This is a genomic window from Allobosea sp. ASV33, assembly GCF_016428755.1.
Lineage (GTDB): Bacteria > Pseudomonadota > Alphaproteobacteria > Rhizobiales > Beijerinckiaceae > Allobosea.
In genome coordinates this window covers 1-25,494 of record NZ_JAELTI010000043.1, presented here as the reverse complement: position 1 = coordinate 25,494, position 25,494 = coordinate 1, and the positions used below count along the sequence as shown (strand labels likewise).

Annotated in this window: 22 protein-coding genes and 1 tRNA gene; 16 read left to right on the top strand and 7 right to left on the bottom strand. The window is 66.7% G+C overall.

Annotation, left to right across the window (positions count from 1 at the left end):
* Positions 1–5 precede the first annotated feature (5 nt).
* Entirely contained in the window at positions 6–530 is a 525-nt protein-coding gene (locus JHD80_RS14270; RefSeq protein WP_199088429.1) for a DedA family protein, read from the bottom strand.
* Between the two features lie 186 nt (positions 531–716).
* Between JHD80_RS14270 and JHD80_RS14265 the strand changes: the two genes are divergently transcribed.
* The 9 genes from JHD80_RS14265 (at position 717) to JHD80_RS14225 (ending at position 10,638) form a co-directional block, all read left to right on the top strand.
* Positions 717–1,595: an ABC transporter ATP-binding protein gene (locus JHD80_RS14265; protein WP_199088427.1), complete on the top strand. Its 879-nt coding sequence runs from the start codon at positions 717–719 to the stop codon at positions 1,593–1,595.
* Entirely contained in the window at positions 1,592–2,383 is a 792-nt protein-coding gene (locus JHD80_RS14260; RefSeq protein WP_199088425.1) for an ABC transporter permease, read from the top strand. The genes JHD80_RS14265 and JHD80_RS14260 overlap by 4 nt, the downstream gene beginning before the upstream one ends.
* 101 nt (positions 2,384–2,484) lie before the next feature.
* A complete protein-coding gene (locus tag JHD80_RS14255; protein ID WP_199088423.1) occupies positions 2,485–3,516 on the top strand; it encodes an ABC transporter substrate-binding protein in 1,032 nt (343 codons plus the stop codon).
* 89 nt (positions 3,517–3,605) lie between these two features.
* Positions 3,606–4,685 carry a sensor histidine kinase gene (locus JHD80_RS14250; protein WP_349237268.1) on the top strand — a complete coding sequence of 360 codons (1,080 nt, stop codon included), beginning with the start codon at positions 3,606–3,608 and terminating at the stop codon, positions 4,683–4,685.
* Positions 4,686–4,789: 104 nt separating this feature from the next.
* Positions 4,790–5,638 carry a pyridoxal kinase PdxY gene (pdxY, locus tag JHD80_RS14245; RefSeq protein ID WP_199088421.1) on the top strand — a complete coding sequence of 283 codons (849 nt, stop codon included), beginning with the start codon at positions 4,790–4,792 and terminating at the stop codon, positions 5,636–5,638.
* Positions 5,639–5,648: 10 nt separating this feature from the next.
* The gene (locus JHD80_RS14240) at positions 5,649–6,764 is read left to right on the top strand and encodes an endonuclease/exonuclease/phosphatase family protein (protein WP_199088419.1); all 1,116 of its coding nucleotides are present in this window, start codon (positions 5,649–5,651) and stop codon (positions 6,762–6,764) included.
* 5 nt (positions 6,765–6,769) lie between these two features.
* Positions 6,770–7,663 carry a PhzF family phenazine biosynthesis protein gene (locus JHD80_RS14235; protein WP_199088417.1) on the top strand — a complete coding sequence of 298 codons (894 nt, stop codon included), beginning with the start codon at positions 6,770–6,772 and terminating at the stop codon, positions 7,661–7,663.
* On the top strand, positions 7,660–8,376 hold the full coding sequence (locus JHD80_RS14230) for an NUDIX hydrolase (RefSeq protein ID WP_199088416.1): 717 nt from the start codon (positions 7,660–7,662) through the stop codon (positions 8,374–8,376). Before JHD80_RS14235 ends, JHD80_RS14230 begins: the two co-directional genes overlap by 4 nt.
* Before the next feature lie 171 nt (positions 8,377–8,547).
* Positions 8,548–10,638 carry a M3 family metallopeptidase gene (locus JHD80_RS14225; protein ID WP_199088414.1) on the top strand — a complete coding sequence of 697 codons (2,091 nt, stop codon included), beginning with the start codon at positions 8,548–8,550 and terminating at the stop codon, positions 10,636–10,638.
* Between the two features lie 110 nt (positions 10,639–10,748).
* Here the strand turns inward: JHD80_RS14225 and JHD80_RS14220 are convergent, their stop codons facing one another.
* Together JHD80_RS14220 and JHD80_RS14215 are read right to left on the bottom strand one after the other, a co-directional pair.
* Entirely contained in the window at positions 10,749–11,093 is a 345-nt protein-coding gene (locus JHD80_RS14220; protein WP_199088407.1) for a hypothetical protein, read from the bottom strand.
* Positions 11,094–11,157: 64 nt separating this feature from the next.
* Positions 11,158–11,799, bottom strand: a complete 642-nt coding sequence (locus tag JHD80_RS14215; RefSeq protein ID WP_199088405.1) for a YoaK family protein — start codon at positions 11,797–11,799, stop codon at positions 11,158–11,160.
* A gap of 427 nt (positions 11,800–12,226) precedes the next feature.
* Between JHD80_RS14215 and JHD80_RS14210 the strand changes: the two genes are divergently transcribed.
* From JHD80_RS14210 to JHD80_RS14195, 4 genes are all read left to right on the top strand, one after another.
* Positions 12,227–13,789 carry a 2-isopropylmalate synthase gene (locus JHD80_RS14210; protein WP_199088403.1) on the top strand — a complete coding sequence of 521 codons (1,563 nt, stop codon included), beginning with the start codon at positions 12,227–12,229 and terminating at the stop codon, positions 13,787–13,789.
* 335 nt (positions 13,790–14,124) lie between these two features.
* The gene (locus JHD80_RS14205) at positions 14,125–15,402 is read left to right on the top strand and encodes a solute carrier family 23 protein (protein ID WP_199088401.1); all 1,278 of its coding nucleotides are present in this window, start codon (positions 14,125–14,127) and stop codon (positions 15,400–15,402) included.
* A gap of 139 nt (positions 15,403–15,541) precedes the next feature.
* A tRNA-Lys gene (locus tag JHD80_RS14200) sits at positions 15,542–15,617 on the top strand.
* A gap of 147 nt (positions 15,618–15,764) precedes the next feature.
* Positions 15,765–16,022, top strand: a complete 258-nt coding sequence (locus tag JHD80_RS14195; protein WP_199088399.1) for a hypothetical protein — start codon at positions 15,765–15,767, stop codon at positions 16,020–16,022.
* 6 nt (positions 16,023–16,028) lie between these two features.
* Here JHD80_RS14195 and JHD80_RS14190 read toward each other — a convergent pair whose 3' ends face one another.
* The gene (locus tag JHD80_RS14190; protein WP_199088397.1) at positions 16,029–17,417 is read right to left on the bottom strand and encodes a M20 family metallopeptidase; all 1,389 of its coding nucleotides are present in this window, start codon (positions 17,415–17,417) and stop codon (positions 16,029–16,031) included.
* 137 nt (positions 17,418–17,554) lie between these two features.
* Here JHD80_RS14190 and JHD80_RS14185 point away from each other — a divergent pair, with 137 nt between their 5' ends.
* The gene (locus JHD80_RS14185; protein ID WP_199088396.1) at positions 17,555–18,958 is read left to right on the top strand and encodes an SNF2-related protein; all 1,404 of its coding nucleotides are present in this window, start codon (positions 17,555–17,557) and stop codon (positions 18,956–18,958) included.
* Between the two features lie 133 nt (positions 18,959–19,091).
* Here JHD80_RS14185 and JHD80_RS14180 read toward each other — a convergent pair whose 3' ends face one another.
* The 3 genes from JHD80_RS14180 to uraH all read right to left on the bottom strand — a co-directional run bounded on the left by JHD80_RS14180 (position 19,092) and on the right by uraH (position 21,375).
* A complete protein-coding gene (locus JHD80_RS14180) occupies positions 19,092–19,250 on the bottom strand; it encodes a hypothetical protein (RefSeq protein ID WP_199088394.1) in 159 nt (52 codons plus the stop codon).
* 172 nt (positions 19,251–19,422) lie between these two features.
* Positions 19,423–20,847, bottom strand: coding sequence for an allantoinase PuuE (gene puuE, locus JHD80_RS14175; RefSeq protein WP_199088392.1), 1,425 nt, complete (start codon positions 20,845–20,847; stop codon positions 19,423–19,425).
* A gap of 174 nt (positions 20,848–21,021) precedes the next feature.
* Positions 21,022–21,375 (bottom strand): hydroxyisourate hydrolase, encoded by a 354-nt coding sequence (gene uraH / locus JHD80_RS14170; RefSeq protein ID WP_199088390.1) that lies wholly within the window; start codon positions 21,373–21,375, stop codon positions 21,022–21,024.
* 226 nt (positions 21,376–21,601) lie between these two features.
* Here uraH and JHD80_RS14165 point away from each other — a divergent pair, with 226 nt between their 5' ends.
* Both JHD80_RS14165 and JHD80_RS14160 read left to right on the top strand, forming a co-directional pair.
* On the top strand, positions 21,602–22,837 hold the full coding sequence (locus JHD80_RS14165) for a urate hydroxylase PuuD (protein WP_199088384.1): 1,236 nt from the start codon (positions 21,602–21,604) through the stop codon (positions 22,835–22,837).
* Positions 22,838–23,104: 267 nt separating this feature from the next.
* A partial coding sequence (locus tag JHD80_RS14160) for a DUF2339 domain-containing protein (protein WP_199088383.1) occupies positions 23,105–25,494 on the top strand: 2,390 nt, incomplete at its 3' end.

The window sequence follows — 25,494 nt, the reverse complement described above, 5'->3', positions numbered from 1 at the left end:
CGCGGTCAGCGTGCGAGGAATTCGCTGATGCGTCCGACGGCATAAAGCAGACTGAAGCCCCAGGCGAAGGAAGCCAGCCAGTTGGCGATCTGGAACTGCCAGGAGGGCATCGCGACGATGCCGGCGACGATGGCGATGACGGCCCGCAGCGGCCCGAAGAAATGGCCGATCAGGATGCTGGCGATGCCCCATTTCTCGAAGAAGGCGTGGCCGCGATCGAGCAATTGCGGATTGTTCCGGAAAGGCCAATACTCGTGGACGCGGGGCCCCAGGTAGATTCCGGCGATATAGGACACCCAGAAGCCGCTGCCCGCGCCGAGCGAGGCGGCCAGCGCCAACGGCACGAGGTTGAGGCCCGAGGCACCGGCGACGGCGCCGAATGTGGTGAAGAAGACCGTGGCCGGCACAAGCCAGGAGAGAATCGCCACGCATTCGGCGAAGGCGACGGCGAAGACGATCGGGATCGCCCATTGCTGATGGGTCTGCATGAAGTCGACGAGCGCCTTCATGGCTTGTTCGAGTTCGGCCATGGCGTTCGGCTCGGCTCCTGCGGGGTCGGGTCGGTCTCGCCATATGGCCGGGTCACCGGCACGATGCAAGCGGCGGGCCGCCGCAGGGCAGGGCGTTGCCTTCCCGGGACGATCGCCTATTAATTCCGGCAACGCGAAAAGCTGACGGCCGGGCGCCAAGCCCGCACCCGCGAGGAAACGAATTTCATGGCGTTGCAGGATCGCCCGCATGCGCATGCGGGCTCAGGAGCGGTTTCGTCAGGCGATCCGGCTGTGGCGCTCGGCGGCGTCGACATCACCTTCCACCTTGCCGATGGCGGTCGCTACCAGGCGGTCAAGGGCATCGATCTCAAGGTCCATCCCGGCGAGTTCGTCTCGATCGTCGGGCCGACCGGCTGCGGCAAGTCCACGTTGCTGAACGCGGCAGCCGGCCTGCTCGCGCCTTCGGCCGGCTCGGTCGGCATTTTCGGCAAGCCGCTCTCGGGGCTGAACCGGCGCGCCGGCTACCTTTTCCAGCAGGACGCCCTGATGCCATGGAAGACGGCGCTGGAGAACGTCAAGGTCGCGCTGGAACCGATGGGCGTGCCGAACCAGGAGGCCGACCAGCGTGCGCGCGAATGGCTCGGCCGCGTCGGCCTGCGCACCTTCGTCGACCGCTATCCGCACATGCTCTCCGGCGGGCAGCGCAAGCGCGTCAGCCTGGCGCAGATGCTGATCCGCAATCCCGAGATCCTGCTGATGGACGAGCCTTTCGGGCCGCTCGACGCGCAGACCCGGCAGATCATGGGCAACCTCCTGCTCGATCTCTGGTCGCGCGACCGCAAGGCGCTGATGTTCGTGACCCATGACCTGGAAGAGGCGATCGCGCTCTCCGACCGGGTCGTGGTGATGTCGGCCGGGCCGGCGGCGGGGATCGTCGCCGATTACAAGGTCGACCTGCCGCGCCCGCGCGACATCGCCGATATCCGGCTGGAGAAGGCCTTCCACGAGATCCATCGCGATATCTGGGCCTCGCTGCGCGTCGAGGTGCAGAAGGCCTATGCGATGGGCGAGGGGCGCGAGCTCGTCGGGGGAGACGCATCATGAAGCGGATAAAGCTCATCTCGCTGCAGATTCTGGTGATGCTGGTCTTCCTGGGCGTCTGGCATGTGGTGACGACCACGAGCCTCTTCGGCGACGTCAAGACGATGCAGTTCTTCTTCTCGACGCCAGCGGCCGTGCTCGCGCGCACCTTCAAGCAGCTCACCGGGGGCGATATCTATTACCATCTCGGCATCACGCTGACCGAGACGGTGCTCGCCTTCGTCATCGGCTCGCTCGCCGGTATCCTGTTCGGCTTCGCCTTCGCGCGGCGCGAGCTGCTCTCGGCGGTGTTCGACCCCTATATCAAGGCGGCGAACGCCCTGCCGCGCGTCGTGCTGGCGCCGATCTTCGCGCTCTGGTTCGGCTTGGGCATCTGGTCGAAGGTGGCGCTCGGCTTCACGCTGGTCTTCTTCATCGTGTTCTTCAACGTCTACCAGGGCGTGCGCGAGGTCTCGCCGACGATCCTGGCCAATGCGCGCATGTTGGGGATGAACGAGCGCCAGCTCTTCCGCCATGTCTATTGGCCTTCGGCGCTGACCTGGATGTTCTCCAGCTTGCACACCTCGGTCGGCTTCGCGCTGGTCGGTGCGGTGGTGGGCGAGTATCTCGGCTCCTCCGCCGGGCTGGGCTACAAGATCCACGAGGCGGAGAGCGTCTTCGATGTCACCGGCGTGTTTTCAGGCATGCTGATCCTGGCGATTTTCGTCATCGCCATCGATGCGCTGGTGACGCTGGTCGAGAAGCGGCTCCTGGTCTGGCGGCCGGCACAGAGCTCGACGACCACCGCTTGAGGGATGACAGCGTGGAGTTGCTCGCCTCCACCGATCTCGCCTATCCTTCCTGCCGAATGCGCCCCGCAGAAGCGCTTTTCCATTCAACCGGAGGTTTCGCCATGAAGTTCAACCGCCGCGGCGCGCTGGCAGCGCTCGCCCTTTCGACCGCGCTCGGCATCGCGCCGCATGCCGCGCTCGCCCAGAATGCCGAGAAGCCGAAACTCACGCTCGGCGTCGGCGGCAAGCAGCTCCTCTATTACCTCCCGCTGACGGTCGCGGAGAAGAAGGGCTTCTTCAAGGAGCAGGGGCTCGATGTCGAGATCAACGATTTCGGCGGCGGCGCCAAGTCTCTGCAGGCGCTGGTCGGCGGCTCGGTCGATGTCGTGACCGGTGCCTATGAGCACACGATCCGCATGCAGGCCAAGGGCCAGGACGTCCGCGCGGTGATCGAGCTCGGGCGCTTCCCGGCCATCACCATCGCCGTGCGCAAGGACCTTGCCGACAAGGTCAAGTCCGCCGCCGATTTCAAGGGCCTCAAGATCGGCGTCACCGCGCCCGGCTCGTCGACGGCGCTGACCGCCCAATATGCCATGGTCAAGGCCGGCTTGAAGGCGACCGATGCCGCGATCATCGGCGTCGGCGCTGGCGCGAGCGCGGTCGCGGCGATCAAGCAGAAGCAGGTCGACGTGATCTCGCATCTCGATCCCGTCACCTCGAAGCTCGAGGCCGACGGCGACATCGTTTCGCTGATCGACACCCGCACCGAGGCCGGCACGAAGGCCCTGTTCGGCGGCTCGAACCCGGCGGCCGTGCTCTATCTCAAGAATGATTTCGCCGAGAAGAACCCGGTCACGACGCAGAAGCTGGTCAACGCCTTCATGAAGTCGTTGAAATGGCTGGAAACGGCGAAGCCCGAGGATGTGGCGGACCTCGTGCCGGAAGAGTTCCTGCTCGGCGACAAGCCGCTCTATATCCGCGCGGTCAAGAACTCGCAGGAAAGCTATTCGCGCACCGGCATCGCGACGCCCGACGCGATGAAGAGCATGTACGATTCGCTCAAGCTGCTCGATCCCGAACTGACCAATTCCAATGTCGACCTGACGAAGACATTCATCGACAGCTTCGCCAAGAAGGCAGCCTCCGGCTCCTGACTTATGCACGAGCGCGCGGCCTGGCTTTTGGCAACGCGCTCGATCTGCGTTAGGTGCATGCTGCGCTGGTTTGGCGCGGGGGGAATCATGTGAGCGGCGAGTACGCCTTTCTGGATGGCGGCGGCGAGATGGCCGCTGCCATTCGTGACCATGACTGGAGTTCGACGCCGATCGGGCCGATCGCAGCGTGGCCGGCCGCGTTGAAGATCGCTGTCGGCATGATGGTCGGTTCGCATTTCCCCAAATGCATCTTCTGGGGCCCCGATTTCATCAGCATCTACAACGACGCCTACAAGCCGCTGCTCGGTCAGAAGCCTCCTGCGTTAGGCCTTCCGTTTCGGGACGTCTGGTCCGAGGTGTGGGACGAGCTGCGGCCGATCGCCGAGAAGGCGTTGGCTGGCGAAGCGACCTTTGCCGAGGACATGCCGCTTCTGATCGATCGCTATGGCCATCCGGAAGAAGCCTGGTTCACCTTTTGCTACAGCCCGATTCGGGACGAGAACGGCCGGGTTCTCGGGATGATCGACACGGTGATGGAGACGACCGGCAAGGTGCAGGCGGAGCGAAACGGCCGCCTGCTCAATGCCGAACTCGCCCATCGCATGAAGAACACGCTGGCGATGATCGCGGCGATCGCCAGCCAGACCTTCCGCTCGGCCGAGACGCTGGAGGAGGCACAGTCGATCCTCAGCGACCGCATCGCGACGCTGGGCGAGGCGCATAACATCCTGACCCAATCGAGCTGGAGCAGTGCGCCGATCCGCGCCGTGATCGAGGGGGCGCTGGCGCCGCATCGCTCGGATATCGGCATGGTCCGCGTCGAAGGTCCGCCGCTGCAGCTGACCGCCGACCAGGCGATGACGCTGGCGCTTGCCGCCAACGAACTCGCCACCAACGCGGTCAAATACGGTGCGCTCTCGGTCGAGACCGGCGAGGTCGCGATCCGCTGGTCCGTCGGCCGGCCGCAGAGCGAGGATGCCTTCCGCTTCGAATGGATCGAGAGCGGCGGGCCGCCTGTGACCAAGCCGCGGCGGCAGGGCTTCGGCTCGCGGCTAGTCGAGCGCGTCATGGCCCAGAAATTCCAGGGCGAGGTCGCGCTGGACTACCGGCCCGAAGGCCTGCGCTACGTCCTGACCACAACGATGGACAATATCGCGCCGCGGGAATAGTCGCTCTGCGCGAGCGATGGATTGCTTCACCGCTTTCGATTTGCGCCCCGCGTGAGAGCCGTTAGGTTCGCGGTCCCACCGCGAACGGGGTATCGCTTCGGACCATGAATATTCTCTCGATCCAGTCCCATGTCGCCTATGGCCATGTGGGCAACGCCTCCGCGACCTTTCCGATGCAGCGGCTCGGCGTCGAGGTCTGGCCGATCCATACGGTGCAGTTCTCGAACCACACCGGTTATGGCAACTGGAAGGGCCGCGTCTTCGATGGCGGCATGATCGACGAGGTGATGGAGGGCATCGCCGAGCGCGGGGTGCTGGCGAGCTGCGACGGCGTGATCTCCGGCTATATGGGTTCGGCCGATATCGGCCATGCCATCCTCTCGGCGGTGGAGCGGGTGCGGGCGGCCAATCCCAAGGCACTCTACTGCTGCGATCCGGTGATCGGCGACGTCGGACGCGGCGTCTTCGTGCGGCCGGGCATCCCTGAATTCATGCGCGAGCAGGCGGTGCCGGCGGCCGATATCGTGACGCCCAACCAGTTCGAGCTGGAATTGCTGACCGATGTCGAGATCAAGACCATCGCCGATGCCCATCGCGCGGTGGAAGCGCTGCGCGACGCCGGCCCGAAGGTGGTGATGGTGACCTCGCTCGTGACGGAAGAGACGCCGGGCGACTCGATCGACCTGATGGCGGCCGATGCGAAGGGTACCTGGCGGGTGCGCACGCCGAAGCTCGATGTCAGCGTCAACGGTGCGGGCGATGCGATCGCGGCCCTGTTCTTCACCCATTACCTGCGCGAGGAATCGGCTGCGGCTGCGCTCTCGAAGGCGGCATCCTCGATCTACGGCCTGCTGAAGCGGACGAAGGAGGCGGGCTCGCGCGAGATCCTGACGGTCGCGGCGCAGGACGAGTTCGTCATGCCTTCGCAGGTCTTCGAGCCGCAGGCGATCTGAGCCGATCGCGATGAAGCTGCGCGTCGGCACCTTCAATGTCGAGAACCTGCTGACGCGCCATCGCTTCGAGGCAGGCGGGCGGGCCGAGACGGACGCCGCGATGTCGCTGTTCCATTTTCCGCGCGCCGACGAGCGCGACGCGGTGGAGCGCTCGCTCGCGGTGGCGCTGGAGGACGACAAGCGCCAGATGACGGCGCTCGCCATCGCCGAGTCCGCGGCGGATCTCTGGATGCTGCAAGAGGTCGATTCGCTCGCGAGCCTCCAGGCCTTCTTCGCGAACTATGTCCACCGCATCGCCGACCATCGCTATGGCCATTTCACGCTCGTCGACGGTAATGATCGCCGCAATATCGATATCGGCTTCGCGGCCCGGCGCGATCTGTTCGGGCCGGGACAGGTCACGGTGCGCTCGCACAAGGACCTGACCTTCGCGCAGGCGGGCGTGCATGACCGCGAGCTCGCCCTGTTCGGCATCGGGCCGCATGGCAAGGTGTTCGCGCGCGATTGCCTGGAGGTGGAGCTCACCTTCGCTGGACGCCGCCTCAGCCTGTTCGGCTGCCATTTCAAGTCGATGAACAATGGCCGCGAGGATGGGCGGGCGGCGACGCTACCGGTGCGCCGGGCCGAGGCGCGGGCGGTGCGTTGGCTGATCCAGCAGCGTTTCGGCGGCGGCTGGCGCGAGACCAACTGGATCGTACTGGGCGATCTCAATGGCTATCGCCATGGCCTCGGCCCGCGCGCCGAAATCGTCGACGAGGGCGCCAGCGGCATCGAGCCCCTGCTCGACGATTTCGCGGTCGATCCGATGGAGACCTTGCCGGCGCATGAGCGCTGGACGCATTTCCGGCGCTATTGGTCGGAGCGCGAGGAAAAGCTGGTCGACAGCCATATGCCGCTCGACCATATCCTGCTCTCGCCTGCGCTGGCGGCAGCCAATCCCCGTCCGGCCATGCAGATGATCCGGCGCGGCCTGCCTTATCGCGTGCCGCTCGATCCGCGCGAGCCGGACCGCTCGATGGCTAAGCTCGCGACCTGCAACGATCGCTATCCGCGCGTCGGCTGGGACCGGCCCAAGGCCTCCGACCATTGCCCGCTCACCATCGATCTCGAAATACCCCAGGGGTGATCCCGATGAAACGCCGCTTCGTCACGCTCGACGTCTTCACCACGCGCCGCCATGCCGGCAATCCGCTCGCCGTGGTGCTCCAGTCGGAAGGGCTGGACACCGAGGCGATGCAGGCCATCGCCAGGGAGTTCAACCTGTCCGAGACGGTCTTCGTCGCGCCGCCGGAGAAGCCGGAGCATCGCGCCTCCGTCCGCATCTTCACGCCGGGTGGCGAACTGCCCTTTGCCGGCCATCCGACCGTCGGCACGGCGGTCTGGCTCGCGCTCAGCGACGAGGCGGAGGGCAGGCCAGCCGACATGCTGGTGCTGGAGGAGAAGGTTGGGCCGGTCTCCTGCGCGGTCTCGATCAAGGGCAGCCATGCGGGGCACGCCACCTTCACCTTGCCGCGCTTGCCGGAGCGTGCGGGCGAGACCGGGGCGCCGGCTGCGATTGCGGCGGCGCTCGGGCTCCAGCCCGGCGATATCGGCTACGGGTCGCATGTGCCGACGCTTTTCAGCGGAGGCGTGCCGTTTCATTGCGTTCCGGTGGCGAGCGGCGAGGCGATCGGCCGTGCGCGGCTCGAACGCGGGCATTGGTCCGCGGCCTTCGGCCATGGCGGGGCTTTCCTCTATACCCGCGAGACCGCCGAGCCAGGCCACGATTTTCACGCGCGGATGTTCTGGCCGGGCGCCGGCATCGAGGAGGACCCGGCGACCGGCGGCGCGGCGGCCGCTTTCGCCGGCGCGGTCATGGCCTATGACAAGCCCGGCGATGGCGACCACCGCCTCGTCATCGAGCAAGGCTACGAGATGGGGCGACCGTCGCAGATCACGCTGGAACTAAGCGTGCGCGGCGGCGCGCTGGTCTCCGCCCGCATCGGCGGCTCGGCCATCGTGGTTAGCGAGGGCGTGCTGCTGTGAGTGACGGCGTCGAGAACGGCACGATCGTCCGGCTGTCGCGGGTCGATGCGCTGGTCGAGCCTTACGACTGGGCTTTCGCGCGCGATAACGCGCAGAAGATCGCGGCGCATTGGGCCGAGATCAGCGCCGGCAAGCCGGCCATGTTCAATGGCCGCGTCATGCTGCAGCATCAGGCCGCGATCCGCGACGGCGTGTTCGAGGCCGGCTATTTCGAGACGGATTACGCTGCCTTCATGACCTGGCGCGACGCCGGCTATCCCGGCCCGGCCATCCGCAACGGCTTCGCCATGGCGGCGCTCAGGGCCAATGACGGCGCCTTTCTCTGCGGCAAGATGGGCGAGCACACTGCCAATGCCGGCAAGGTCTATTTCGCCGCCGGCACGCCCGACCGCGAGGATGCCCGGCCCGACGGGACGCTCGATCTTGCCGGCAGCGTCACCCGCGAGCTCGGCGAGGAGACCGGCCTGCGCGTCGAGGAACTCGCGGTCGGCGAGGGCTGGACGGCGCTGATCGAGCAGGGCCGCATCGCCTTCATGCGGGAGGTCCGCATCGATCTTCCCGCCGACGAGGCACGGAGGCTGATGTTGGAGCGGATGAAGCATCTCGAAGAGGAGGAGCTCTCCGACATCGTCATCGTGCGCGATCTTACCGATACCGAAAACCACGACATGCCGCCCTTCATGCGCCGCTATCTCGCGCATATGTTCGGCTGACCTTTTGGCGGACTCCAGCCCCGCGGTTCCGTCATTCCGGGCAAGTGAAACGCAGACCCGGAATCCATCATAGAGCGCTACGCCCTTCGATGGATTCCGGATCGGCGCAGCTTCGCCGCTGGTCCGGAATGACGGCGTGTTTTGGCTCACGATATTTCGAGGATCATGATTATGGCCAATCATTCCGAAGCCACCTATCCGGAAGCCCTGCCTTTGCCGGCCGAAAACCCCTTCGCCTCGCGCTGGGAGACGCCGTTCCGGCTGCCGCCCTTCGCGGCGATCAAGCCGGAACATATCCGCCCGGCTTTCGATGCGGCGCTCGCCAAGCACAAGGATGAGATCGCGGCGATCGTGGCGGACATGGCCGCGCCCGATTTCGCCAACACGATCGAGGCGCTGGAGCGGGCAGGCCGCGCGCTCAGCCGCGTCGGCGGCGTGTTCTACAACCTCACCGGCGCCGACACGAACGAGGCCTTGCAGGCGATCGAGCGCGATCTGTCGCCGATCACCTCGCGGCACTGGTCGGCGATCATGATGGACGAGGGGCTGTTTGCCCGCGTCGATGCGGTCAATGCCAGGCGCGATACGCTCGGCCTCAACCCCGAGCAGGCGCGCCTGCTGGAGCGGACCTACAAGGGCTTTATCCGCTCGGGTGCCCAGTTGAACCCCGAAGACAAGAAGCGCCTCGCCGCGATCAACGAGCGGCTGGCCGGGCTCGGCACGCAGTTCAGCCAGAACGTGCTGAAGGACGAATCCTCCTATGCGCTCTTCATCGCGGACGAGGCGGGGCTTGCTGGCCTGCCGGAGTTCGTGAAGGCGGCGATGGCGCGCGCTGCGGCCGATCGCGGCAAGCCCGGCCAGCACGCCGTGACGCTGTCGCGCTCGATCATCGAGCCCTTCCTGACCTTCTCGACGCGTCGCGACCTGCGCGAGGAAGCCTTCATCGCCTGGAGCAAGCGCGGCGAGAACGGCGGCGAAAGCGACAACCGCGCGATCGTCGCCGAGATGGTCAAGCTCCGGGCCGAGAAGGCTAAGCTGCTGGGCTATCCGACCTTCGCGCATTTCAAGCTCGACGACGCCATGGCGAAGACGCCGGAGCATGTGCGCGGGCTGCTCGAACTGGTCTGGACGCCGGCCAAGGCGCGGGCGGCGCGCGAGGCGGCCGATCTTGCGGCGCTCGCCCAGAGCGAGGGCGAGAACGGGCCGATCCGCCCCTGGGACTGGCGCCATTATGCCGAGAAGGTCCGGCAGAAGACCTTTGCGCTCGATGAGGCCGTGCTGAAGCAATATCTTCAGCTCGACCGCGTCCGGCAGGCGGCTTTCGACGTCGCCGGCAAGCTGTTCGGGCTGTCCTTCGCGGAACGGCCGGAGCTTCAGGGCTACCACCCCGACGTGCGCATCTTCGAGGTGACGGAGCGCGCGAGCGGGCGCCACATCGGCCTGTTTGTCGGCGATTATTTCGCCCGGGCCTCGAAGCGTTCGGGCGCCTGGATGAGCGCCTTCCGCGGCCAGCGCAAGCTTGATGGCGAAACCCGGCCGATCATCGTCAATGTCTGCAACTTCGCCAAGCCAGCCGAGGGCAAGCCGGCGCTGCTCTCGCTCGACGATGCGCGCACGCTGTTCCACGAGTTCGGCCATGCCTTGCACGGGCTGCTTTCGGACGTGACCTATGGCTCGCTCGCCGGTACCTCGGTCGCGCGCGATTTCGTCGAACTGCCCTCGCAGCTCTACGAGCACTGGTTCATGACGCGCGAGGTGATGCGGGAATACTGCCGCCATGCCGAGACGGGCGAGACGATCCCCGAGGCGCTGATCGAGAAGATCGAGAAGGCGCAGACCTTCAACCAGGGCTTCGCCACGGTGGAGTACACCTCCTCGGCGCTGGTCGACCTCGCCTTCCACTCGCTGGAGGCCCCGGCAGAAGTCGATCCGCTTGCCTTCGAGGCGGCGGAGCTCGCCCGCATGGGCATGCCCGCGGAGATCACGATGCGGCACCGGACGCCGCATTTCACCCATGTCTTCTCGGGCGACGGCTATTCGGCCGGCTATTACAGCTATCTCTGGTCGGAGGTGATGGATGCCGACGCCTTCAACGCCTTCACCGAGACCGGCGACGTGTTCTCGCCGGCCGTGGCCGAGAAGCTGAAGCGCTACATCTATTCGGCCGGCGACACGCGTGACGCGGCGGAGGCCTATACGCTCTTCCGCGGGCGGCTGCCGACGCCGGATGCGTTGCTGGAGAAGCGCGGGTTGGCGGCGTAGGCCCTCTACGTCATTCTCGGGCGAAGCAATGCTTCGACCCGAGAACCTCCTGACGAGAGGGCGCTGGTTTCCGAGATGCTCGGGTCAAGCCCGAGCATGACGAGCCTCATTCAGCCGGGATAACCGAACTTCGCCTTGGTCGCCTTGAGCTGGCCGATGGCGCCCGCGTCGTTGCCGGCCGAGCAGGTCGAGCGAGCGCGCGAAATCTCGCCGCTGACCCGGTCATGCACGCTCTTGGTGGTGTGGCCGGTGTCCAGGTCGTTGTCGATCACCGCCTGGAAGCGCTCGACCTCGCCGGAACAGCCGGTGCCTGACGGCATGCGGAAGGTGTTCGGCGTCACGCCGGGCGCAGCCTGCGACCGCGGCGGAGCCGGGGGCGCGCTGCCGGACGGTGTCTGGCAGGCCGAGAGCAGGAACGCGGCGAAGGCCGGGACGAGGACGGTTGAGGCGCGCATCGGGAAAGCTCCGGCTGATCGTGCCGGGAACATGACCGATTCCTCCGGTGCGGCAAAGCTCCGGTCAGTCGCGCTCGGGCATGAAGAGCGCGACGAGCGTGAACACGGCGGCGGCGCCGGCCGCGAGCCAGATCGCATCGAGTCCGATGCGGCTATGCGCGATGGCGCCGGCGATCGCGCCGCTGAGCAGGCCGAGCCAGAGCACGAAATGGCGCAGGAAGGCGAGCTTCGGCCCGCCGAGCAGAGCACCGGCGATGCGCTGGCCCATCTTCACCAGCGTGCCGGTCATGTAGGTGAGGCCGATCGTGACCTCGCCGTCGCGCTGGAAGACGCTGTTCTCAGCGCCCATCGCCATGGCGAGCACGCCGGCGCCGGCCATGCCGAAGCCGATCATGTCCAGGCCGGCCGAGATCAGCAGCGCGAGCGTGACGAAGGCGAGCACCGCCGCCTTGCGCTGGCGCCCGGCGAAGTGGCCCGCGAGCGAACCGCCGACCACGCCGATGACGAAAAGGCCGAGGATCGTGACGGCAAGCAGGATGCCGCCGGCATGGCGGCCGGCGAGCTCGATGGCGAAACGGGTGGTGTTGCCGCTCATGAAGGAGACGAAGAAGCCGCCGAGACTGAGGAAGCCGAGCGCATCCACGAAGCCGGCGAGGCCCGACAGGCAGAAGGCGAGGCCGATGACAGGGCGGTCATAGCGCATCATGGCGCAGCGCTCCGGCAGTTCAGGCCGGTCTCCATCCTGGCGCGACCGCCGGCCGAATCGCGCTCCGCCATCCTAATTCACAGACGCTGTCTGTTCTTCGCTCAAATCGGCATGCGACACATGCTTGCGCTTCGCCCCGTGCTTCGGTTACATCCTGTCCGTCGATTTGAGGAACGCCCGTGGTTTCGACCGCCCGCCATGACCAGACGAAGGACTGCGCTGCCGCGCAGATCGTCGGCATGCGCGCTCTCGCTCCTCTCGCTCGCGCCCCGTTCTCGCTTCTCGGCCTGCTTCTCCTTAGCTGCCCCTGAGGGCCGGCCGGGCATGCTGCCTGGGCGCTCAGGGGACTGACGAGAACCGCCGACAGAGAACCCAGCGCCCGCCCTTCCCAGAATTCCGCGGCGCGCCGACACCCGGAAGCAGAACCATGGCCAATCCGACCCAGACCGGCTCCGCAAAAGACCGCGTCCTGATCTTCGACACCACCTTGCGCGACGGCGAGCAGTGCCCCGGCGCCACCATGACCTTCGAGGAGAAGCTGGAGATTGCCGACGCGCTCGACGCGATGGGCGTCGACATCATCGAGGCTGGCTTCCCGATCGCGTCCGACGGCGATTTCGAGGCGGTGTCCGCGATCGCAAGCCGCCTGAAGCGCGCGACTGTTGCGGGCCTGGCCCGCGCCATCAGCGCCGATATCGCCCGGGCCGGCGAAGCGGTGCGCCATGCGGTGAAGCCGCGCATTCACACCTTCGTCTCGACCTCGCCGATCCATCTGGAGCACCAGATGCGCAAGACGCAGGAACAGGTGCTGGAGATCATCTCCGCCACGGTGACGCAGGCGCGCAACCTGGTCGAGGATGTCGAGTGGTCGGCGATGGACGCCACCCGCACGCCGATCGACTATCTCTGCCGCGCGGTCGAGACCGCGATCAAGGCCGGCGCCACCACGATCAACCTGCCCGATACGGTCGGCTATGCCACGCCGGACGAATATCGCTTCATGTTCAGGTCGATCCGCGAGCGCGTGCCGAACGCCGACAGGGCGGTCTTCTCGGTGCATTGCCATAACGACCTGGGCCTGGCCGTTGCCAATTCGCTGGCCGGCATCGAGGGCGGGGCGCGGCAGGTCGAGTGCACGGTCAACGGCATTGGCGAGCGCGCCGGCAATGCCTCGCTGGAAGAGATCGTGATGGCGCTGAAGGTGCGCGGCGACGTGCTGCCCTACGACACCGGCATCGACGCCTCGCAATTGATGCGCATCTCGAAGGCGGTCTCCTCCGCCTGCTCCTTCCCCGTGCAGTACAACAAGGCGATCGTCGGCCGGAACGCCTTCGCGCATGAAAGCGGCATCCACCAGGACGGCATGCTGAAGAACAACACCACCTACGAGATCATGACGCCGGAATCGGTCGGCGTGACCAAGACCTCGCTGGTGATGGGCAAGCATTCCGGCCGCGCCGCCTTCCGCTCCAAGCTGAAGGAGATGGGCTACGATCTGGGCGACAACCAGCTCGAGGACGCCTTCACCCGGTTCAAGGCGCTGGCCGACCGCAAGAAGCATGTCTACGACGAGGATATCGAGGCGCTGGTCGACGAGAACATCGCCACCGCCCATGACCGCATCAAGCTGGAATCGCTGACGGTGATCGCCGGCACGCGCGGGCCGCAGCGCGCGACCATGAAGCTGAATGTCGAGGGCAAACGCGTCACCGAGGAGGTCGAGGGCAACGGGCCGATCGACGCCATCTTCAACGCGATCAAGGCGATCGCGCCGCATGAGGTGACGCTGGAGCTCTACGACGTCCATGCCGTGACCGAAGGCACCGACGCGCAGGCCGAGGTGACGGTTCGCCTCGCGCGCGACGGCTCGTCGGTCAGCGGCCGGGGCGCCGATCCGGACACGCTGGTCGCCTCGGCCAAGGCCTATCTGGCGGCGCTCAACAAGCTGATCGCGCGCGGCGGGCGCCTGCACGCGCAGGCGGCGGAGTAAGGGGAAGAGGCGCAGTCAAGGAAGCGCCCTTGGGGAAGGGGTGTCTTCCCGTGCGCGCTGCAGCGTGAAACGCTGCGGCGCTGACACGGGACCGCGCGCCGCTAGAGGCTCCTACCCTGGCGGCCTCCGTAAGGGCGCCCTTTCCTGGACACGGTCCCGTGTCTGCGCTGCGGCACTGCGCGCCGCAGCGCGCACGGGATGACAGCGCTGCTGCCGCCGCGCTCACCGCCCTTCGATTCCGGTGGATGACGCCGGCGCGATCTGGCGCCGGCTCGGTTTTTGCTTTCATCTGCGCTTCCGGTGCGGTCGCTCCCCCGGCGACCCTGGGGAGCGCGATGCCGATGGGCTATTTTCCGAACTGGACCCTGAAAACCTCCGGCGCGGTGATGCCGGATGAGCGGCTGCCGACCAGCCAGACGGTGGTCGCCGGCCTGCAGCATGTCGTCGCCATGTTCGGCTCGACGGTGCTGGCGCCGGTGCTGATGGGCTTCGACCCGAATGTCGCGATCTTCTTCTCCGGCATCGCGACGCTGCTGTTCTTCGTGATCACGCGCGGGCAATTGCCGAGCTATCTCGGCTCCTCCTTCGCCTTCATCGGCGTTGTCATCGCCGCGACCGGCTATGCCGGCTCCGGCCCCAACCCGAATATCGCGGTCGCGCTCGGCGGCATCATCGCCTGCGGCGCGGTCTATGCGGTGATCGGCCTGATCGTGCAGGGTGTCGGCACGGCCTGGATCGAGAAGCTGTTGCCGCCGGTCGTGACCGGCGCCGTCGTCGCAGCGATCGGCCTCAACCTGACCTCGGTCGCGATCAGCATGATCTCGGCCAGCCCCTACACGAAGTGGATCGCGCTGTTCACGGTCGTCGCGGTGGCGCTGGTCGCGGTCTACGGGCGCGGCCTGCCGCAGCGCCTGCCGATCCTGATCGGCGGGCTCGCGGCCTATATCCTCTACGCCCTGACCGCCACGAGCTTCGGCGCGCCGGCGGTGAATTTCGCCAAGGTCGGCGAGGCCGCCTGGTTCGGCCTGCCGCATTTCGTCTCGCCGATCTTCGATGCCAAGGCGATGACCCTGATCGTGCCGGTCGCGATCATCCTGGTCGCCGAGAATCTCGGCCATATCAAAGGCATCTCGGTGATGACCGGGCGCAATTTCGACCACCTGATCGGGCGTGGCTTCTTCGCGGACGGTCTCGGCACCATGATCGCCGGTTCGGGCGGCGGTACAGGCGTCACGACCTATGCCGAGAACATGGGCGTGATGGCGGTGACGCGGGTCTATTCGACGCTGGTCTTCGTCGCAGCCGGCATCATCGCGCTCCTGCTGGGCTTCTCGCCCAAGTTCGGCGCGGTGATCGGCACGATACCCGTCGCGGTGCTCGGCGGCCTCGCGGTCGTGGTGTTCGGCCTGATCGCTGCGACGGCGGGCCGGATCTGGGTCGAGAACAAGGTCGATTTCTCCGAGCCGAAGAACCTGATCACGGTCGCGACCGCGCTGATTCTCGGCGCCGGCGACCTGAAGCTGCCGATCTTCGGCTATGAGCTCGGCGGAATCGGCACCGCGACCTTCGGCGCGATCGTGCTCTATCACCTGCTGAACCGCCGTACGGCCTGACAATCCACAGCGCGGCGGGGCCTTTTCCGCCGCGTTTGAAAAAACTGTCACAGATGGGTGGACAGGGGGCGGGGCCTTTGCTACACGCCCCCTGCCTGACGCGGCCAACACCGCTGACCGGCGGCGCTTCGTGGCGTATGGGTGATTAGCTCAGTTGGTAGAGCAGCTGACTCTTAATCAGCGGGTCGTAGGTTCGAGCCCTACATCACCCACCACGACCTCAAATTCCTGACATCGCTGAACAGGTATCTCGCTGAAGCAGCCGCCTCGTGCCGTTGCCAGTTTGAGATTGCGGTCCTTTCCCGCCGAGCCGGGAGCCTTTCGGCAGCTCAAGCGTTCCTGTGCGAAACGAGAGGTTTCGCATGACGCAATTCGATCAAGGCCTTGCGGCCGCTCCCGGCAACACGCCGGCCATCCCGAATCCGCCTCCTGAGGCGCCGCCGCTGACGCCGGGCGAGGTTCCGCCGGCTCCGCCCGTCGAATCGCCGCCGGATGAGGAGCCGCAGGGCATCCCGGTCGGGCCGCCGCCGGAATTGCCGCCGAACGCGCCGCCGGAGGCTCCCCCGGCGACGCCGATCGATCTGCCGCCGGGGCGCGATCCGCGCCAGCCGCAGGAATAAGCCCGCTTAGAGTTTAGGGGCGTTGCCGGCGCCGATATCCCAGTAGAGCCCTGCCATGGCGACGAGCCCTTCGCGAGCGATGGCAGCCGGCAGGTGCTCGTCCGGAGCATGCTGGGAGCAGCCCGGATAGGAATGCGGCACCCAGATCGTGCGCAGCTTCAGGATCTCGGCGAAAATGTCATTAGGCAGGGATCCGCCGAGATTGGGCAGCAGCGCCGGCTTCTTGCCGGTGCTCTCGGCGATCGAATCGATGGTGAAGCGGACCCAGGCATCGTCAGGGTCGAGCCGCGTCGCGCCGAAGCGCTCGGTGCCGGGCATGATGATCTCGACCATGTCGAAGCCGTGGCGGTCGAGATGGCGGCGCAGCGCCGGGGCGACGTCGCGCGGATCGATGCCGACGACGAAGCGCAAGGCGACGCGCGCCCAGGCGCTCGGCGGCACGGCGTTGACCGGCGTCTCCGGCACGCCGGATTTCATCGCGAGAACGTCGAAGGAGCACCAGCCGAAGACCTGCTCGGCCGGGGAAAGACCGGGCTCGCCCCAGTTCGGGTCGATGGTCGGGCCGTCCGGGCCGCCATCGATCTCGCAATCGGCGAGCGCGCGGCGGACGCCATCGGGCAGTTCCTTCGGCACCCATTCATGGATGCGGATCTGGCCGGTGGGCGAGGTGATCGAGGCGATGGCATGGGCGAGCTGGATCGCCGGATCGGAGAGGATGCCGCCCCAGTTGCCGGAATGATGCCCGCCCTCGCGGGCCGTGATCTGCAGGTCGAAGGTGATGACGCCGCGGGCACCCAAAAACACGGTCGGGCGCTCGGCATTGAGACGCGGGCCGTCCGATGCAATCAGGATGTCGGCCTTGAGCAGTTCCGCCTCGTCCTCGCAGAGCTCGCGCAGGCCCGGAGAACCGGATTCCTCGCCCATCTCGATCAGGTATTTGGCGTTGAAGCCAAGCTTGCCGCGCGTCTCCAGCACGGCGCGCAGGCCGTTGATGTTGATGAGGTGCTGGCCCTTGTTGTCGACGACGCCGCGCCCGTACCAGCGGCCGTCGCGCTCGACCAGCTTCCAGGGGGAGAGGCCCTCGCTCCATTGCGCGTCGAGGCCGCGGATCACGTCGCCATGGCCGTAGCCGAGGATAGTCGGCAGGGCGGGGTCCTCGATGCGCTCGGCATAGAGGAAGGGGCCGCGCGCCTTGGCATGGGTCAGGATGCGGCAGGTGAAGCCGAGCGATTCGAGCAAGGGCTGCATCTCCTTGTCGAGATACTCGCCGAGGACCGGGGCACGGTCGGGATTCTGGCTTTCGGTGGGGATCGCGATGAGCCGGCCGAGATCGGTCTTCATCCGGCCTGAGTCGAAATAGTCCTGGGCTTTCGCGATCGCCTGCGCGCGGGTCATGGTCTTGTGGTCTCCCCAATCGATGGCCGGCACAGTGCCGGTGGACGCGCGCGAACGCCAGTGCCAAGAGAGCCGGGCGCGTCATGCCCGTCGGGCAGGGCGGGCGTCCTACCGGTCGACAGGGTTTCTCCTTCTGCATGACAATGACCCCGCACCCGCACCAGCTCGTCGCGCGCGATGCCATCCTGGCGGCGCGGGCGAAAGGCGCGACCGGCTTCCTGCTAGGCGACCTCACCGGGCTCGGCAAGACGCTCTCGGCCTGGCTCGCGCTCTCGGCGATGCCGGAAGAGGAGGTGCTGGTGATCTGCCCGAAGGGCGCGATCCCGCAATGGCGGCGGACCATGGCGCTCTCCGGCCTGCCGGCGAAGCGCGTGACGCTGATGAATTTCGAGAAGACCAAGTCGCTGCTCGCGCCAGTCGCCGATAGCAAGAAGCGCTCGACGCGGGCGAAGAACAACGAGATCGCCAAGCATGGCCGGCCGAAGCGCGTCTGGCCGCTCGTCGTGATCGACGAGGCGCATCGCATCCGCAATCCCAACTCGCAGCAGGGGCTGGTCTGCCGGCAGATGGCGGAAGCTGCCGATTTCACGATCTATATGAGCGCGACGGCCGGCCAGTCGCCGCACGAGCTGTCCTATCTCGCGGGGCTGCTGGCGAAGGCCGCGGGCATGCCCTCGGCCGATCTCGACGGCTTTCGCGTGCTGATGAAGCGATTGAAGATTGGCCGTGCCAAGGGGCGCTGGAAGAACTGGAGCTGGGAGCCGAACGAGGCCGACCGCAAAGTGATGGCCGACCTGCTCTATCGCGGCGCCAACGCCATCGGCCTGCGGCGCCGGCCGGAGGAGATCGCCGGCTGGCCGGAAGTGCAGCGCGAACTGGCGCCGGTCGCGCTCGATACCGGGGCGCGCAAGCTCTATGACGCGACCTGGCGCGAGTTCCGGAGGGAATTGGGCCTGGCCGGCGGCTCGACGCGCAAGCCGCAGGGTTGGGCCGCCGATCTACGCTTCCGCCAGAAGGCGAGCCTGCTGCGCATCCCCGGCACGGCGGATTTCTGCGAGGATCTGCTTGGCAATGACGAGCAGGTCGCGATCTCCGTCGCCTTCCTCGAGACCAGCGCGATGCTGGCTGAAACGCTCCGGGGGCGCGGCTGGCGCACGGCGGAGATCAATGGCGAACGCTCGGGCACGCAGAACGAGGAGACGCGCATCGCCTTTCAGACCGGGCAGCTCGATGCGGTGATCTTCACGGTCACCGAGTCGATCTCGCTGCATCGCGGCGAGATGCCGGGCGGCGAGCGCGAGCGGGCGCTGGTCATCCACGACATGCGCCATAGCGCAATCCAGCTCCAGCAGATCGAGGGGCGCTGCCATCGCGACGGCCAGCACGCGACGATCTTCTACGCCTATGCCGAGGATACGGTGGAGGAGGCGATCGCCGGCACGGTGATCCAGCGCATGGCGGCGATGGAAGGGCTCGCGGGGGACGATACGCGGATGCTTGAGGCGATCGCCGGGATCGTCGAGGGCAGGGCGGCGGCGTAGCCCATCGCGAGGAGACATTATCCCGGGCTTGCCCCGGAATCCATCGTAAGGCGTTGCTCTCTCTGATGGATCCCGGATCTCCGCTTCGCGACGTCCGGGATGACGCGCGCCCTGACGAAAATCTGAGGCCCCGTTAGTTGCGGGCGCGCTCGCCGAGTTCCTTGGCGCCCTCGACCGACGAGCCGGTCAGGCGGACGATGCTGTTCCAGGCGTCGCGCGTATAGGCGCCCTGATGGACGACCGCGTCGTAGCCGACGACCAGCACGATGATGATCAGAAGCAGGCGGAACACGAACTCTCTCCACGTTTTACGCATATCAACGTGGCGGTAGGAGGCGAGGTTCCGGGTCTCCCGTCATTCTCGGGCGAAGCTGCGCTTCGACCCGAGAATCTCAGGACGAGAGGCACCGGTTTACAAGATGCTCGGGTCAAGCCCGAGCATAACGAGGTTGTGACGCGAGGCCTCACGCTTCCGGCAGTAGTTCCTTCAGCCGGAACAGGGCGATCTTCTCGACCTCGGCCAGCGCTGTCGCGAATTCCTGCTCCGGCGTGTTCTTCAAGCGCGCGTCGAAGGCGGCGAGGATCTGGGCCTTGGTCGCCCCCTTCACCGCCATGATGAAGGGGATGCCGAAGCGGGTCTTGTAGGCTTCGTTCAGGGCGGTGAAGCGGACGCGCTCGTCGCTGGTCAGGCGGTCGAGCCCGGCGCCCGCCTGCTCCTGCGTCGATTCCGGCGTGAGCTCGCCTGCCGCAGCGAGCTTGCCGGCAAGGTCGGGATGGGCGGTGAGCAGGGATCTCTGCTGCTCGGCTGACCCCTTGCGCATGGCAGCGACCATGGCGGTATGCAGGCCTGCCGCCGTGTCTTGGCCGGCGCCGATGCCTGCGTCATGGGTCGCGTCGGCGATCCAGGGGGAATGCTCCCAGACGCGGCCGAAGACCTCTGTGAAGAGTGCCTTCGGCAGCTTCGAGGGCACGTAGCCGCCCTGGGGCGGCTGCGTCCTGACCCAGTGGCGGGCAATGTCGAGCCTCGTCGCGACCCAGACCCTGTCATGGCTCTGCACATAGTCGAGGAAGCGGGCGAGCGCGGCGGCGCGGCCCGGCCGGCCGACGAGGCGGCAATGCAGGCCGATCGACATCATCTTCGGCGCGGTCTCGCCCTCGGCATAGAGCGTGTCGAAGGAATCCTTGAGATAGGTGAAGAACTGCTCGCCGGTGTTGAAGCCCTGCGGCGTGGCGAAGCGCATGTCGTTGGCATCGAGCGTATAGGGCACGGCGAGCTGCGGGCCCTTCGGCCCAGCGAGCCAATAGGGCAGTTCGTCGGCATAGACGTCGGCCGTGTAGAGGAAGCCGCCTTCCTCCATCGTCAGCGGAATCGTGTTCTCGGAGGTGCGGCCCTGGTAGCAGCCGAGCGGGCGCTCGCCGGTCAGTTCGGTCTGGATGCGGATGGCTTCCAGGATATCGGCGCGCTCGCGCTCCTTCGGCGTATCGCGATAGTCGATCCATTTCAGGCCGTGGGTCGCGATTTCCCAGCCCGCTTCCTGCATCGAGCTGACGATCTCGGGATAGCGGGTAAGCGCCGACGCAACGGCGAAGACGGTGACCGGCATGTTCCGCTCGGTGAACATTCGCCAGAGCCGCCAGTAGCCGGCGCGGGAGCCGTATTCGTAGATCGACTCCATGTTCATATGGCGCTGGCCAGGCCATGGGGCGGCGCCGACGATCTCGGAGAGGAAGGCCTCGGAGGCGGCATCGCCGTGGAGGATGCAGTTCTCGCCGCCTTCCTCGTAATTGATCACGAACTGGACGGCGATGCGGGCTTCGCCCGGCCAATGCGGATGCGGCGCGGCGCGGCCATAGCCCTTCATGTCGCGCGGATAGGTGGTTTGGCTCATGAAACCGCTCTTTTCGTTCAGTCTTGAAGCGCCGGCTTCCAGGAAGATGCGCCGTCATTCCGGGCTCGACCCGGAAACCATCATAGGATGCCGGAGCCTTACGATGGATTCCGGATCGGCGCCGCTCCGCGGCTTGTCCGGAATGACAGGTGTGTTGTCACCCGAGGGACAGGATTAGCTGCCGCGATAGGTGGAGTAGCTCCAGGGCGAGGCCAAGAGCGGGACGTGATAGCGGCCCTCCGGCTCGGCGATGCCGAAACGGACGGGGACGAGATCGAGGAACGCGGGCTCCGCCAGGGCGGTGCCCAGGCCACGGAAATAGGCGCCGATGGCGAAGGTCAATTCATAGCTGCCGGGCACGAGCGATCCTGCGAGGAGCAGGGCGTCGGTGCGGCCGTCGGCATTGGTCACGGTTTCGGCCATTCGCTCGCGGGTGCCGTCGGTTCCGAGCCGGTCCAGCGTCACCGCGATGCCGGCGCCGGGGCGGCCGTTGACCGTGTCGAGCACATGCGTCGAGAGATGTCCCATGCGGTCTCCTGTGGCGCCCGGTTCCGGCGCGGCTTGCTCGCGGCCAGTGTAGAGCGCCGGTCGCTCCGGTGAATATTGGCTTTTGCGATAAGATCATGTTCCCGGATGTCAATCGACGCTGCCTGGCGGCCAATTTCGGCGGCGGCGAAAGCAGGGTAGCTTCATGCCGCCGAAGCCGCATCGTCCGGATTCGGGAAGGCCACCAGTCCTCGCGGAGCACAACATCATGCTCGAAGCCTATCTGATGGAATGGGGCGGCATGATGCTGCGCTGGCTCCATGTCATCACGGCCATCGCCTGGATCGGCGCCTCCTTCTTCTTCATTCATCTCGACGCCTCGCTGAAGGCGGCCGACGATATCCCGCCCGGCACCGGCGGGCGCGCCTGGCAGGTGCATGGCGGCGGCTTCTACGAGATGCGCAAATACATGGTCGCCCCGGCGGTGATGCCGGCCGAGCTGACCTGGCACAAATGGCAGAGCTACTGGACTTGGATTTCCGGCTTCTTCCTGCTTGTCTGGGTCTATTACGCCCAGTCGGAGCTCTATCTGATCGACCCGGCGGTGATGCAGCTATCGCCCTTCGCGGCGGGGGCGATCGGCATTGCGGCGCTGGTGATCGGCTGGCTGATCTACGACCTGCTCTGCAAGTCGCCGCTCGGCAAGCATGACGTGTGGCTCGGCCTTGTCGGCTTCGGCTATGTCGTGGCCGCGAGCTGGGCCTTCGCCCATGTGTTTTCCGGGCGCGGCGCGCTGATCCACACCGGCGCGCTGATGGCGACGATCATGACCGCCAATGTCTTCTTCAACATCATGCCCGGCCAGCGGAAGGTGATCGCGGCGCTCACCGCCGGCGAAAAGCCCGATCCGAAATACGGCAAGGCCGCCAAGCAGCGCTCGACGCATAACAACTACATCACCTTGCCGGTGCTGTTCCTGATGCTGTCGAACCACTATCCCGTCACCTATGCGAACTCGGCGGTGATCCCGCTGCTTGTCGCGCTGGTGATCGTGGCGGGGGCGCTGATCCGTCATTTCTTCAATGTCCGCCATGCCGACCATGCCAAGTCGCCCTGGTGGTGCTGGGCGGTGGCGATCCTGGCGTTGTGGCTCGCCTTCTGGGTGGCGATGTCGTCCTCGCCGGGCGGGCGCGAGCAGCTCGGCCTCAAGGCGAGCGCAGTGCCGAAGCCCATCCTGCCGGCGGGGATGACGCTGCCGCCGATCGAGGTCGCGAATATCGTCGCCGGGCGCTGCGCCATGTGCCATGCGCCGGAGCCGTCCTGGCCGGGCATCCAGATTGCGCCGAAGGGCGTGCTGCTGCACGAGCCCGAGCAGATCGCGATCCATGCCCGCGCCATCCGCACGCAGGCGGTGATGACCCATGCGATGCCGCCGAACAATCTCTCCGGGATGACACCGGCCGAGCGGCAGGTGCTCGCGGGCTGGCTCAGCGCGGGGCGCTGAGCGCTCGACGATTTCCTCGGAAACACATCGTCATCCCGGATCTGCACTGCTTCGCAGCTTGTCCGGGATGACGTCGAGGTTCTGGCTAAGGCGCCCTTTCTCCCATCCCGTTTCCGCTTTCTTCAGTCTGTCACCAGCCTCGTTCACGGAGGCGTGAACACGTTCAGATTCGGTTCAGGTACGCAGCGTCATGGTCCCGGCCACTGACAGGGCTGGAGACAGGATCCCAAAGCGGGACCGTTCGTGCCGAGGACCGTGGGGGTCCAGTTGAGACGCGTTGATGCAAGGGGCGCCGGCTACCTGCTGGCGGCCATCGCTTTCGTCGTGGCATGGGGCATCCTGTGCTGGCCCTGGCTTTCGGGGGCGGTGACGATTCCGTTCGATGCCAAGGCGCATTTCCAGGCGCAGGTGCAGTTCCTCGCCAACGCGATCCACACCGGCCAGTCGCCCTTCTGGAACCACAACGTCTTCGCCGGCTCGCCGCAGATCGCCGATCCGCAATCCCTGATCTTCTCGCCCGCGATCCTGCTGGCGCTGATCTCGCCGGAGCCGAGCTTTCGAGAGGTCGACGCCTATGTGCTGGCGCATCTGCTCGCCGGCGGGCTCGCGCTCATCCTGTTCTTCCGCGATCGCGGCTGGCATGCCGCCGGCGGCCTGATGGCGGCACTGGTCTTCGCCTTCGGCGCTTCGGCGGCGTGGCGCGTCCAGCATGTCGGGCAGATCGCGAGTTATGCCTTCTTCGCCATCGCCTTCTGGCTGACGGCGCGGATGCTGCAACGTTCGTCCATCCTTTCGGGTGTCTTCGCCGGTCTTGCCGCCGGGATGATGGTGCTTGAGCCGGACCAGGTCGCGCTGCTCGCCGGCTATGTGCTGGTTGCGGTGGTCGTGGCGCACTGGATCTCCGGCGGCTGGCCGGCCTTCAAGGCGAGCCTGCTGCCGATCACGGCCGCCAGCGTTGTCGGGCTCGCCGTCATCGCGATGCCATTGATCTGGACCTGGCTTTTCGCCGAGGCCACGACCCGGCCCGAGATCGATTTCGCGATCGCGGCCAGCGGCTCGCTGCATCCGATGTCGCTGCTCTCCGCCGTCGTCGGCGACCTCTATGGGGCCAAGGACCCGGCCGTCGAGTTCTGGGGCCCTTATGGCAACCCGCAGGTGCTCTATCTCTCGCAGAACATGGCGCAGGTCTATTTCGGCGCGCTGCCGCTGCTGCTGCTGCTGGCGCCGGGCGTGACGCGCGGCTGGCTCTGGGACAAGTCGGTCCGGCCGCTGTCGTTGATGTTCGTCTTCATGGTGCTGTTCGCGCTCGGGCGCTACACGCCACTGTTCCATCTCACCTATGAGTATCTGCCGGGCGTGAAGCAGTTCCGCCGGCCGGCCGACGCGACCTTCCTGATCGGCGGTCTGGCGGCGATCCTGTCGGGCTATGTGCTGCATCGCATCCTGACGGCGGAGGCGGGAACCTCGTTCCGCCGCGACCTCCTGATCGGCGCGGCGCTGGTTCTCGGCGCCATCGTGCTCGCGCTTGGGATTTCGCGCGACTGGGGGCATCTGGCTGACGCCTGGAAGCCGGTGGCGATGGCGCTCGGCTGGTTCGCCGTTGCGGGCGCGGCCTTCTTCTCCCTGCAGCGCTGGCGTGGCGCGCTCGGCACCGCAGCGGCTGCCGTGCTGGTCACCGGCGTGGTCGCGGCCGATCTCGGCGTCAACAACGGTCCGAACGAATCCACCGCGCTCTCGCCGCAGATGTACGACGTGCTGGACGCCCGCACGAAGAACGACACCATCGCGCTGCTGAAGCAGTTGACCTCGCAGCCCGAGGGCTCGCCTCGGCGCGACCGGGTCGAACTGCTCGGCATGGGCTTCGAATGGCCGAATGCCGGCATGGTCCACGGCTTCGACCATACGCTGGGCTATAATCCGCTGCGTCTCGAGGACTTCTCCGAGGCCGTCGGCACCGGCGACGGCATCGCCAAGCCGGCCGACCGCAAGTTCACGCCGCTCTTCCCGTCCTATCGCTGCCGTCTCGCGAACCTGCTGGGCCTGCGCTACATCGCCTCGCCGGTTCCGATCGAGCAGGTCGACCACGCCCTGAACGAGGGCGACCTGCACCTGATCGCCCGGACGAAGCAGGGCTATGTCTACGAGAACCCGCGGGCGCTGCCGCGCGTGCAGTTCGTCGGCGGCTGGCAGTTCGCCGATTTCGAGAGCATGAAGCTGTCGGGGCGCTGGCCGGAGGCCGATCCGAATCAGGTCGTGCTGCTCGATAACGAGCCGCCGGTCGCGATGCCCGAAGGGCCGGTCACGGCTCAAGCCGACGTCAAGCTGACGCGCTATCGCAACGCCCATGTCGAGATCGAGGTGACGACCCCGGTCGCCGGCTTCGTCGTGCTCAACGACATCTGGCATCCCTGGTGGAAGGCCGAGGTCGACGGCGTCGAGACCGAGATCCTGCGGGCCAATGTGCTGTTCCGCGCCGTGCAGGTGCCGGCCGGCACGCACAAGGTGCGCTTCAGCTTCCAGCCGCTCTGGGGGGCGCTAGCCGAGCTCAAGGCGCGCATCGAGCCGCAGGAGCCGGAGGACACATTGCCGCCGGCACCGAAGCAGAGTGGGCCGCAGATCGTCGCGGCGCCGGGCGAGATGCCGATGCTGTCCGGGCC

Excerpts from the sequence above, each read along its gene's own strand:
- JHD80_RS14270 (WP_199088429.1), bottom strand. The coding sequence starts at position 530 with ATGGCCGAACTCGAACAAGCCATGAAGGCGCTCGTCGACTTCATGCAG.
- JHD80_RS14265 (WP_199088427.1), top strand. The coding sequence starts at position 717 with ATGGCGTTGCAGGATCGCCCGCATGCGCATGCGGGCTCAGGAGCGGTT.
- JHD80_RS14260 (WP_199088425.1), top strand. The coding sequence starts at position 1,592 with ATGAAGCGGATAAAGCTCATCTCGCTGCAGATTCTGGTGATGCTGGTC.
- JHD80_RS14255 (WP_199088423.1), top strand. The coding sequence starts at position 2,485 with ATGAAGTTCAACCGCCGCGGCGCGCTGGCAGCGCTCGCCCTTTCGACC.
- pdxY (WP_199088421.1), top strand. The coding sequence starts at position 4,790 with ATGAATATTCTCTCGATCCAGTCCCATGTCGCCTATGGCCATGTGGGC.
- JHD80_RS14240 (WP_199088419.1), top strand. The coding sequence starts at position 5,649 with ATGAAGCTGCGCGTCGGCACCTTCAATGTCGAGAACCTGCTGACGCGC.
- JHD80_RS14235 (WP_199088417.1), top strand. The coding sequence starts at position 6,770 with ATGAAACGCCGCTTCGTCACGCTCGACGTCTTCACCACGCGCCGCCAT.
- JHD80_RS14225 (WP_199088414.1), top strand. The coding sequence starts at position 8,548 with ATGGCCAATCATTCCGAAGCCACCTATCCGGAAGCCCTGCCTTTGCCG.
- JHD80_RS14220 (WP_199088407.1), bottom strand. The coding sequence starts at position 11,093 with ATGCGCGCCTCAACCGTCCTCGTCCCGGCCTTCGCCGCGTTCCTGCTC.
- JHD80_RS14215 (WP_199088405.1), bottom strand. The coding sequence starts at position 11,799 with ATGATGCGCTATGACCGCCCTGTCATCGGCCTCGCCTTCTGCCTGTCG.
- JHD80_RS14210 (WP_199088403.1), top strand. The coding sequence starts at position 12,227 with ATGGCCAATCCGACCCAGACCGGCTCCGCAAAAGACCGCGTCCTGATC.
- JHD80_RS14205 (WP_199088401.1), top strand. The coding sequence starts at position 14,125 with ATGCCGATGGGCTATTTTCCGAACTGGACCCTGAAAACCTCCGGCGCG.
- JHD80_RS14195 (WP_199088399.1), top strand. The coding sequence starts at position 15,765 with ATGACGCAATTCGATCAAGGCCTTGCGGCCGCTCCCGGCAACACGCCG.
- JHD80_RS14190 (WP_199088397.1), bottom strand. The coding sequence starts at position 17,417 with ATGACCCGCGCGCAGGCGATCGCGAAAGCCCAGGACTATTTCGACTCA.
- JHD80_RS14185 (WP_199088396.1), top strand. The coding sequence starts at position 17,555 with ATGACAATGACCCCGCACCCGCACCAGCTCGTCGCGCGCGATGCCATC.
- puuE (WP_199088392.1), bottom strand. The coding sequence starts at position 20,847 with ATGAGCCAAACCACCTATCCGCGCGACATGAAGGGCTATGGCCGCGCC.
- uraH (WP_199088390.1), bottom strand. The coding sequence starts at position 21,375 with ATGGGACATCTCTCGACGCATGTGCTCGACACGGTCAACGGCCGCCCC.
- JHD80_RS14165 (WP_199088384.1), top strand. The coding sequence starts at position 21,602 with ATGCTCGAAGCCTATCTGATGGAATGGGGCGGCATGATGCTGCGCTGG.